We start from the raw sequence: 8,096 nt of genomic DNA, 5'->3' as shown, positions 1-8,096 counted from the left end.
CGGCCGGAACTGACCGGCTCATCGACCGATCCCCGCGGTCCACCTCCGCAATAGCTTCGGATTCCTCACGGATCCGGCGGAGGTGGTCTGGTGCTCGAGCGACTGAACAACGTGAAGCTGCTCGTGGGAATCGCCGTGGTCATCGTGGTCGGCGGCTTGCTCATCGCGGTCGCCGTCAACAGTGACTCCGGCAGCGACAGCTGGCGCGCGCGGTGCAACTCGGCCCCGGCCGGCCCGGCGGACAAGCAGGCGAGCCTCGTCGCCGAGGCCAGGAAAGCGCTGCTGAGCACCGGGAACGACCCGCGGCTCGGGATCGAGATCGTCGACCTGGGGGCCTGCGCGGTCGAAACGCGGTGGAAGGCCGACCAGCCGCAGCCCGCCGCGTCCGTGGTGAAGCTGCTCATCGCCCTCGATCTGCTCGACCGCTCCGGGGTGCCTTCGGGCAGCGAAGCGACGGCTGTCCACAGCATGCTCGCCGCCAGTGACGATCGCGTCGCCAGCCGGCTGTGGCAGCAGAACGGCGGGCCGGACATCGTCCGGCGGCAGGCCGGGAAGCTGGGGCTCGCGCACACCACGCCCCCGGCCGACGCCGGTCAGTGGGGCTCCACCCGGATGTCACCCACCGACGTCGTCACGGTCTACCGGCACATCACCGCCGGACTGTCCGAAGACGAACGCGCGTTCGTCACCGGGGCGATGGAGAACGCCCCGCGCGCCGCCGTCGACGGTTTCGACCAGCACTTCGGGATCCCGCGCGCCTTCCCGGGCGCGGCCTGGGCGGTGAAGCAGGGCTGGGGCAGCTCCGAGGGCCGGCGGGTGCTCAACACCACGGGACTGGTCCGGACCGCGACCGGGACCTACGCCGTCGCGGTGATGGCGTCCTGGAGCGACACCATCGACTGGCCGGCCGCGACCACGGCGGTGACCACCGCCGTCGGCTCGCTGAAGGGTTCGCTCAAGGCGGGCAAGGCCTGAGACCGGAGTGGATGCCGGTCCCCGGGGTCGCCAGGTCGGCGATGGCGCCCGGGGACCGGCGCGGTGCTGCCGCGGGAACGCTCTCTTCGGACCGCGTCCAACACGCGTCGGGGGCGGGCGAAAACTCTTGGTGCACACCATGTTCCGCGAACCGCCACCCGGGCGGAAGTGTCCACGGCACGCCGTGGCCGTGCTTTTTCCATGATCCGCTCGCCGATCAGGCGGGCGTTACCTTCAACAGCTTGTCGTCCGAGCCGTCCGAGGTGGTCACGTACAGGGCGCCGTCCGGGCCGCTGCGCACCGCGCGGAGCCGGCCGAACTGGTCGTCGAACTCCGGGGGCAGCGTGACGTCGAGGACCTTGCCCGCCGGGTCCAGGTGGTACAGCAGCAGTTTCTGGCCCTTGAGCGCCACCACGACCAGCGCGCCGTCGTTCGTGCCCCACTGCGCGCCGGTCAGGAAGGCGTTGCCGCTGATCGCCTCGGTCGTCTCGCCTGACGTCCACAGTGGACTCACCGCGTCCGGGAACCGCTTGAGGTCGGTCATCGGCACGCTCTCGTCGTAGCTCGTCTCGGTGCCGCCCTTCGACGGGTCCCAGCCGTAGTTGGCGCCCGGCTTCAGCAGGTTGACCTCGTCGTCGAACGACGGCCCGTGCTCGGCGGTGATCACCTGGCCGCTGCCCGGCCGGATCGCCACCCCCTGGACGTTGCGGTGGCCGTAGGTGTAGATCAGCCGCTCGCGCGGGTCGCTCGAGGTGATGAACGGGTTGTCCGGCAACGGTTCCCCGGTCTTCGCGTCCAGTCGCAGCACCTTGCCGCCGAGGGAGTGGCGGTCCTGCGCGATCGGCGCGCGGGCGGTGTCGCCGGTGCCGACGAGCAGGGCACCGTCCGGGGCGAACGTCGGGCGGCAGCCGGAGTGCCGCCCGCTCGGGTTCACCGGCAGCCCGGTGAGCAGGTCCTTCACCTTCGTCGCGCTCGCGCCGTCGGCGGCCAGCTGCCAGGTGACCAGCCGGATGTCGACGGCCTTGCCGCCTTCCTGGTGGTCCTGGCAGGTGATGAACTCGCGGCTGGTCGCGAAGTCCGGGCTGACGACCATGCCGAGCAGCCCGCCTTCGCCCTTGACCAGGACGTCGGAGAAGTCGGCGCGCACCTCGGCGGCCTGGCCGTTGCGGACCAGCGCGAGCTTGCCGGGCCGCTGCGGCACCAGGATGCCGCCGTCGGGCAGGAAGCCGACGTCCCAGCCGTGCTCCAGCCCGCCGGTCACCGTCTCGACCTTGAACTTCCCGCTCGCAGCGGCCGGGGAGGCGGCCGGCGGGACGCTCTGGACGGGCTCGCTCGCCGCCCCCGAACAGCCCAGGACCAGCAAGGACACCACACCGAGGAGACCCAGCGAACGCCGCATACGCCTCATCTTCCCATCAACCGGTGAAATCGCCGTTCGCCGCCGAGCGCGTGAGGAAGTCCAGGTCCGCCTCGCCGGGGAGGTGGTGGCCGGTGCCGGGGACCAGGTCCACCACGGCGCCGGCCGCTTCGAGCCGCCGTTTCGTCGTCGCGGAGTCGACCATGGCGTCGTCCGCCCCGGCGACGGCGTACACCGGCATGTCCAGCCCGGCCAGGGCTGCGTCACCGAAGACGGGGAACGGCCCGGTGCGGTACCGGTAGTGCGCGGCCACCAGCAGCTGCTGTGCCACGACCGGCGACGACTCCGGTGCGCCGACCGCGCCGGCGACGGCCTTCCGCCGTCCCTTCTCGCCGAGCAGCCCCAGCAGGACGGCCTTGACGACGAACCCCTTCTTCATCGGCGCGAGCCCGACCGGGCACCGCAGCGCCAGCGCGGCGACGCGCTCCGGGCGCCGGATCGCGAAGTCGAGCGCGAGCCAGCCGCCGAACGACGAGGTCAGGAAGGCGGCCCGGGCGACGCCGAAGTGGTCCAGCACGGCGTCCAGCCACCGCGCGTACCGGTCGCTGTCGAGCGGCGGCCGCGTCTCGGCGCTCAGCCCCGGTTCGCCGATGATGTCGACGGCGTACACCCGGAACCGCCTGGTCAGCGCCGGGATCCGGGCGGTCCACTCCGCGGAGTTGCTGCCGGAGCCGTGCAGCAGCACCAGCGGCGGGGCTTCGGCCGGGCCGGAGATCAGGACGCACGTCCCGCCTTCGGGCGTCGGTACTTCCTCGCGGGGGCCGGGCCATGCCTCGAGGGCGTCGAGGTAGCGCTCGCGGAGGAGGGCAGCGCCCGCTTCGGACTTGTATATCGTCATGAAAAATACTCTAAAGCACCCTATCAAGGGGTTTGATAGGGAGTTATCAGGAACCTGGTCGCACCAGTCCGGATTCGTAGGCGAAGACCACGGCGTGCACCCGGTCGCGCAGCCGCAGCTTGCCGAGGACGCGGCCGACGTGCGTCTTCACCGTCGTCTCGCCGATGTACAGCTTCGCCGCGATCTCCGTGTTCGACAGCCCGCGCGCGATGAGGCCCAGCACGTCCTTCTCGCGCTCGGTCAGGGTGTCGAGCTTCGCGGCGTCCCCGGGGTCGCGGTCGTCGGCGAGGTACCGGTCGAGCAGCCGCCGCGTGACCGACGGCGAGACCATCGAGTCGCCCCGCAGCACGCCCCGGATCGCGACGAGCATTTCCTCGGAGGGCGCGTCCTTCACGAGGAACCCGCTGGCCCCGCCGCGCAGGGCGGCGTAGGCGTACTCGTCGAGGTCGAAGGTGGTGATGACGAGGACGCGCACGTCCGGCAGCTCGGCGCAGATCCGCGCGGTCGCCGCGACGCCGTCGAGCACCGGCATCCGGACGTCCATCAGGACGAGGTCGGGGCGCAGTTCCCGGGCGAGGGTGACGGCTTCTTCGCCGTTGGCGGCTTCGCCGACGACGGTGAGGTCGTCCTGGCTTTCGACGATCATGCGGAGGCCGACGCGGACCAGCTGCTGGTCGTCGCAGAGCAGGATGCGGGTGGTCACGGGCGCACCACCAGGCTCGCGCGCACGCGGTACCCGCCGCCGGGAAGCGGCCCGGTCGTGAGCTCGCCGTGGTACATCTCGACGCGCTGGCGCATGCCGGCCAGCCCGCGGCCCGAGGACGGCAGCGCCGGTGCCGGTGGTGCGTCGCCGCCGGTGTTCGTCACCTCGATGCGGACCTCCGGCGGCTCGAAGGCGATGCCGACGCGGCCGGTCGCGTCGGCCGGGGCGTGCTTGAGCATGTTGGTCAGTGCCTCCTGGACGATCCGGTACGCCTGCAGCGCGGCGCTCGCGGGCAGCGTGCCCGGGTCGCCGCTGACGTCGAGGGTGACGTCCCGGCCGGACTGCTCGACGAGCCCGCGCAGTTCGGCGAGCGTCGGCTGGGGACTGCGCGCCCCCTGGCCGGCGTGCAGGACTTCGAGGAGCCGCCGCAGCTCGGCCAGCGCGTCCCGGCCCGTGTGGACGATCGTGTCGAGCGTGCGGTCGACGGCCGCCGGGTCGCGGTGGCGGGCGAGCTTCGCGCCCTCGGCGTTCAGCACGATCACGCTCATGCTGTGCGCCAGGACGTCGTGCAGCTCCCGGGCGATCCGGGTGCGCTCTTCCGCGACCGCCGCGCGGGACTGGGCGTCGGCCCGTTTCGCTTCCTCCGCGGTGAGCTGTTCCTTGGCGCGGAAGAACTCCCCGAGCGTCCACGCCGCGATGTGCAGCGGCAGGATGCCGACCATCGTGAAGGTCGAGGTGCCGTCGTCCGGGGCGTAGAGGGCGACCCACTGGGCGTCGAGGACGACGATCGCCGCGGCGACCACCGCGGCGAACCACCGGTACCGCAGCTTCACGAGGGTGAACAGCACGACCGCCATGGCCAGTTCGGTGCGGCCGCGGTCGTAGGCCCAGATGTCGTGCAAGTACACCGCCGCCGCCCCGGCGACGATCAGCACCGCGACCGTGCGCGGGAACCGGCGGCGCAGCAGCAAGGGGAGCAGGAACAGCATCGGGATCGCGCGGACGGCGTACGGGCCGGGGCCGACCCAGTTGGGCGCGAGGAAGACGAACACGCCGTACAGCGGCAGATCCACCGTCCACCGGTGCCGGCGCACCCACCTCACGAGTCGTTCCACACCCCGAACGTAATGCCCGGGCACCGCCGGGGGCGTCCTTCCTCCGGTCCGATCGCGTCCTCCCGGAGGAGGATGTGCCGGGCCGGTCCGGCCGACTCGCGGCCACCCCCGCCGTTCCTAGCGTCGGGATCATGTCGATCACCAGGGAATTCCTCCGCCACCCCGTGCTGACGGGCGCGATCGCGCCGAGTTCGCCGCGGCTGGCCGAAGAGATGACGGCGGGCCTCGGCCTGGAACGCGCGTCCTGCGTCGCGGAACTCGGGCCGGGTACCGGTGTGTTCACCGAAGCGGTCCTCGCGCTGCTTCGCCCCGAAGCGCGCTTCACGGCCATAGAGATCAACCCGCGGTTTGCCTCTTCGCTGCGGGAGCGCTTTCCGCAGGTCGACATCGTCACCGGATCGGCGGAACACCTGGCCGCGGCGAACGTCGACGTCGTCGTCTCCGGTCTGCCGTGGACGGCCATGACGGCGGCCCGGCAACAGCACATCCTCGACGCGGTCACCGCGGCACTCGCACCGAACGGCCGGTTCACGACGTTCGCGTACGCCCACGCGGCCTGGACACCACCCGCCCGCCGCTTCGCCGCGTCGTTGCGAAGCCGGTTCGCGGTCGTGGAGCGCACGCAGGTCGTCTGGGGCAACCTGCCGCCCGCGTTCGTCTACCGCGCGGCACTGCCGGTGGCGATGGGGAGGGTCCGGCGTGGACAGCCTGCTGCGGCCCCTGCTTGACGCGCCCCCGGTGGTCGTCTACCTGGTCTGCGCGCTGGTCATCACGGCGGAAACCGCACTGCTGCCGGGAATCGTGCTGCCGACGTGGTCGACGCTGCTGCTGATGGGCTTCCTCGCCGAGCGGGGCACGCTCCACCTCGGACTCACGTGGGCGGTGGCGGTCGCCGCGGCCGTCCTCGGCGACCAGCTCGCGTACCTCGAAGGGCGCCGCTGGGGATCACGGCCGGCCCACCGCGACCGGTGGAAGCGCGTGGAAGCGGCGGTGGCGCGCCACGGCGTCCCGGCGGTGATCGCGGGCCGCTGCCTGGCCGGCGTGCGCACCCTGGTGCCGCGCGTCGCGGGCTCGGCGGCGATGCCGTACCGCCGGTTCACGGCGGGCAGCGTGTGCGCGGCGGTGCTGTGGGCGAGCGTGGAACTGCTCGTGGGTCACACGACGGCGCTGGTGCTGTGAAGGCGTTCCGCGGTTTCGGCGTCGGCGGGCAGGAACGTCTCCAGCTTCAGCTCCGACACGGTCACATCGGCCGCCGTCGCGAACGTCGTGATCGCCGTGATCAGCCGGAGCTCGCCGAGCGACGTGGCCAACCGGACCGGGACCGCGAACCCCAGGTGTTCCGGGCCCGGCGCGGACGGCGGCGGCAAGTACCCCGCCAGCTCGGCGAGCTGCGCGGCCAGCCGGTCGTCGGGCGTGCGGGCGAGGTCGTTGCGGAGACGTTCGAGGATGTGCCGGGCCCAGTCGTCGAGGTTGGCCACGCGCGGTGCCATCCCGCGCGGGTGCAGCGCCAGCCGCAACGTGTCGACCGGTTCGCGCAGCAGCTCCGGCGCGACCCCCTCGGTGAGCAGCCGGAACCCGTCGTTCGCCGCGACCAGCACGCCGTAGCGGTCGACGACGATCGCGGGGTAGGGCCGGTGGCCGTCGAGCAGCCGGCGCAGCCCGTCGAGCACCGGCCGGATCGCCGGGTCGTCGAGCCGCGTTTCGGGGTACGTCGGCGCGTACCCGGCGGCGTGGAGCAGGCCGTTGCGCTCGCGCAGGGGCAGTTCGAGGGACTCGGCGACGCGCAGCACCATGCCGCGGCCGGGCACCGAGCGCCCGCTCTCCATGAAGCTGACGTGCCGCTGCGTCGTGCCCGCGCGCAGGGCCAGGTCGAGCTGGCTGATCCGCCGCCGCGTGCGCCAGTCCTTGAGCGCCGTTCCGAAGTCCACGGGTCCATCCTGCTCGGCCGGTCCATTCCCCGCGGGGAATTGAGCGCATACCCCGTTCGGGCGACGCTTCGGTCATGACGAACTACGGCCTGGTCATCCCGACCTACCAGCCCATCCTCGACGCCGGGCGGACCGCGCCCGAGCTGGTCGCCACCGCCGTCGCCGCGGAAGAGCTCGGCCTCGACTCGGTCTGGGTCGGCGACACCCTCGCGCGGGCCCCGCTCGACGCCCTCACCGTCCTCGCCGCCTTCGCCGCCCGGACTTCGCGGGTCACGCTGGGGACGGCCGCGCTGCTCCCGGCCCTGCGGAACCCGATCCTGACCGCGAACCAGCTGCTTTCCCTGGACCTGCTGAGCGAAGGACGGCTCACCGTGGCCGTCGGCGCCGGGTTCGCCGGCCGCAGCGAGCCGGAGTTCGCGTTCGCGGGTGTCCCGTGGGAGCGCCGCCGCGCCCGGCTGGACGACATCGTGGCGCTCTGGCGCGCGGCATGGCGCGGCGAAAAGTCCTTCCACGGCTCGGTGCTGCACCACGACTCACTGCCGGTGTTCCCGGCGCCCGCCCGCCCGGGTGGCCCGCCGGTGTGGCTGGCGGCGTACACGCCGGGCGCGCTCGAGCGGGCCGGCCGGCTGTACGACGGCTGGCTGCCGTACCCGCCGGACCCCGCGGACTACGGCTCCGGCCTGGCCCGCATCCGCGCCACCGCCGCCCGCCCGGTCACCCCGGCGTTGTTCGCGACGGTCCTGGTCGAGGACGATCCGGCGCGCGGAAGCGAACTCCTGGAGGAGTACTGCCGGCGGAACTACGGGATGCCGGCGAGCTTCGTCCAGGGCATCCAGATGCAGGTGACCGGCAGTGCCGCGGAAGTGGCGGAGCGGCTGCGGAAGTACGCCGGCGCAGAGCACTTCCTGCTGCGGATCGCGAGCACGGACCCGAAGGTGTTCGACGAGCAGCTGCCCCGGGTCGCGGAGGTGGCGGAACTGCTGCGCGACCAGCCGTGATCGGAAACCTGTCGGGGGTGGCACGTAGGCTGGGACCGTGACCGACGCTCCACTGTCCGGACTCCTCACCGCCATCCTTCCCGACCCGGCCCTGCGCGGCGTGGTCGAGCGCGCCGGCGCGC

At 72.7% G+C, this 8,096-nt stretch carries 9 protein-coding genes; 4 read left to right on the top strand and 5 right to left on the bottom strand.

Translation table 11 applies throughout. The features are described from left to right. The first annotated feature begins 90 nt into the window (after window positions 1-90). The gene (locus CCN39_RS25845; protein WP_086846173.1) at window positions 91-975 is read left to right on the top strand and encodes a serine hydrolase; all 885 of its coding nucleotides are present in this window, start codon (window positions 91-93) and stop codon (window positions 973-975) included. A 217-nt stretch (window positions 976-1,192) separates the two neighbouring features. Here the strand turns inward: CCN39_RS25845 and CCN39_RS25840 are convergent, their stop codons facing one another. The 4 genes from CCN39_RS25840 to CCN39_RS25825 are packed head-to-tail and all read right to left on the bottom strand — an operon-like array spanning window position 1,193 to window position 5,048. Further along, window positions 1,193-2,374 carry a PQQ-dependent sugar dehydrogenase gene (locus tag CCN39_RS25840; RefSeq protein ID WP_086846170.1) on the bottom strand — a complete coding sequence of 394 codons (1,182 nt, stop codon included), beginning with the start codon at window positions 2,372-2,374 and terminating at the stop codon, window positions 1,193-1,195. Window positions 2,375-2,390: 16 nt separating this feature from the next. Continuing rightward, on the bottom strand, window positions 2,391-3,230 hold the full coding sequence (locus tag CCN39_RS25835) for an alpha/beta fold hydrolase (protein ID WP_086846168.1): 840 nt from the start codon (window positions 3,228-3,230) through the stop codon (window positions 2,391-2,393). A gap of 46 nt (window positions 3,231-3,276) precedes the next feature. After that, window positions 3,277-3,933, bottom strand: coding sequence for a response regulator (locus CCN39_RS25830; RefSeq protein WP_086846167.1), 657 nt, complete (start codon window positions 3,931-3,933; stop codon window positions 3,277-3,279). Beyond that, window positions 3,930-5,048, bottom strand: a complete 1,119-nt coding sequence (locus CCN39_RS25825) for a sensor histidine kinase (RefSeq protein WP_244211004.1) — start codon at window positions 5,046-5,048, stop codon at window positions 3,930-3,932. Before CCN39_RS25825 ends, CCN39_RS25830 begins: the two co-directional genes overlap by 4 nt. A 131-nt stretch (window positions 5,049-5,179) precedes the next feature. Between CCN39_RS25825 and CCN39_RS25820 the strand changes: the two genes are divergently transcribed. Then, window positions 5,180-5,776 carry a class I SAM-dependent methyltransferase gene (locus CCN39_RS25820; RefSeq protein WP_086846164.1) on the top strand — a complete coding sequence of 199 codons (597 nt, stop codon included), beginning with the start codon at window positions 5,180-5,182 and terminating at the stop codon, window positions 5,774-5,776. After that, window positions 5,748-6,227 (top strand): DedA family protein, encoded by a 480-nt coding sequence (locus tag CCN39_RS25815; protein WP_086846162.1) that lies wholly within the window; start codon window positions 5,748-5,750, stop codon window positions 6,225-6,227. Before CCN39_RS25820 ends, CCN39_RS25815 begins: the two co-directional genes overlap by 29 nt. Here the strand turns inward: CCN39_RS25815 and CCN39_RS25810 are convergent. Continuing rightward, window positions 6,203-6,976 carry a helix-turn-helix transcriptional regulator gene (locus CCN39_RS25810; RefSeq protein WP_086846159.1) on the bottom strand — a complete coding sequence of 258 codons (774 nt, stop codon included), beginning with the start codon at window positions 6,974-6,976 and terminating at the stop codon, window positions 6,203-6,205. The genes CCN39_RS25815 and CCN39_RS25810 overlap by 25 nt on opposite strands. A 74-nt stretch (window positions 6,977-7,050) precedes the next feature. Between CCN39_RS25810 and CCN39_RS25805 the strand changes: the two genes are divergently transcribed. Next, window positions 7,051-7,974 (top strand): LLM class flavin-dependent oxidoreductase, encoded by a 924-nt coding sequence (locus tag CCN39_RS25805; protein WP_086846157.1) that lies wholly within the window; start codon window positions 7,051-7,053, stop codon window positions 7,972-7,974. Window positions 7,975-8,096: the final 122 nt, after the last annotated feature.

It is taken from the genome of Amycolatopsis kentuckyensis (assembly GCF_002155975.1).
GTDB classification, from domain to species: domain Bacteria; phylum Actinomycetota; class Actinomycetes; order Mycobacteriales; family Pseudonocardiaceae; genus Amycolatopsis; species Amycolatopsis kentuckyensis.
The sequence above is the reverse complement of the archived record's forward strand: the minus strand, read 5'-3'. Positions and strand labels throughout refer to the sequence as shown.

Excerpts from the sequence above, each read along its gene's own strand:
- CCN39_RS25805 (WP_086846157.1), top strand. The coding sequence starts at position 7,051 with ATGACGAACTACGGCCTGGTCATCCCGACCTACCAGCCCATCCTCGAC.
- CCN39_RS25835 (WP_086846168.1), bottom strand. The coding sequence starts at position 3,230 with ATGACGATATACAAGTCCGAAGCGGGCGCTGCCCTCCTCCGCGAGCGC.
- CCN39_RS25820 (WP_086846164.1), top strand. The coding sequence starts at position 5,180 with ATGTCGATCACCAGGGAATTCCTCCGCCACCCCGTGCTGACGGGCGCG.
- CCN39_RS25840 (WP_086846170.1), bottom strand. The coding sequence starts at position 2,374 with ATGCGGCGTTCGCTGGGTCTCCTCGGTGTGGTGTCCTTGCTGGTCCTG.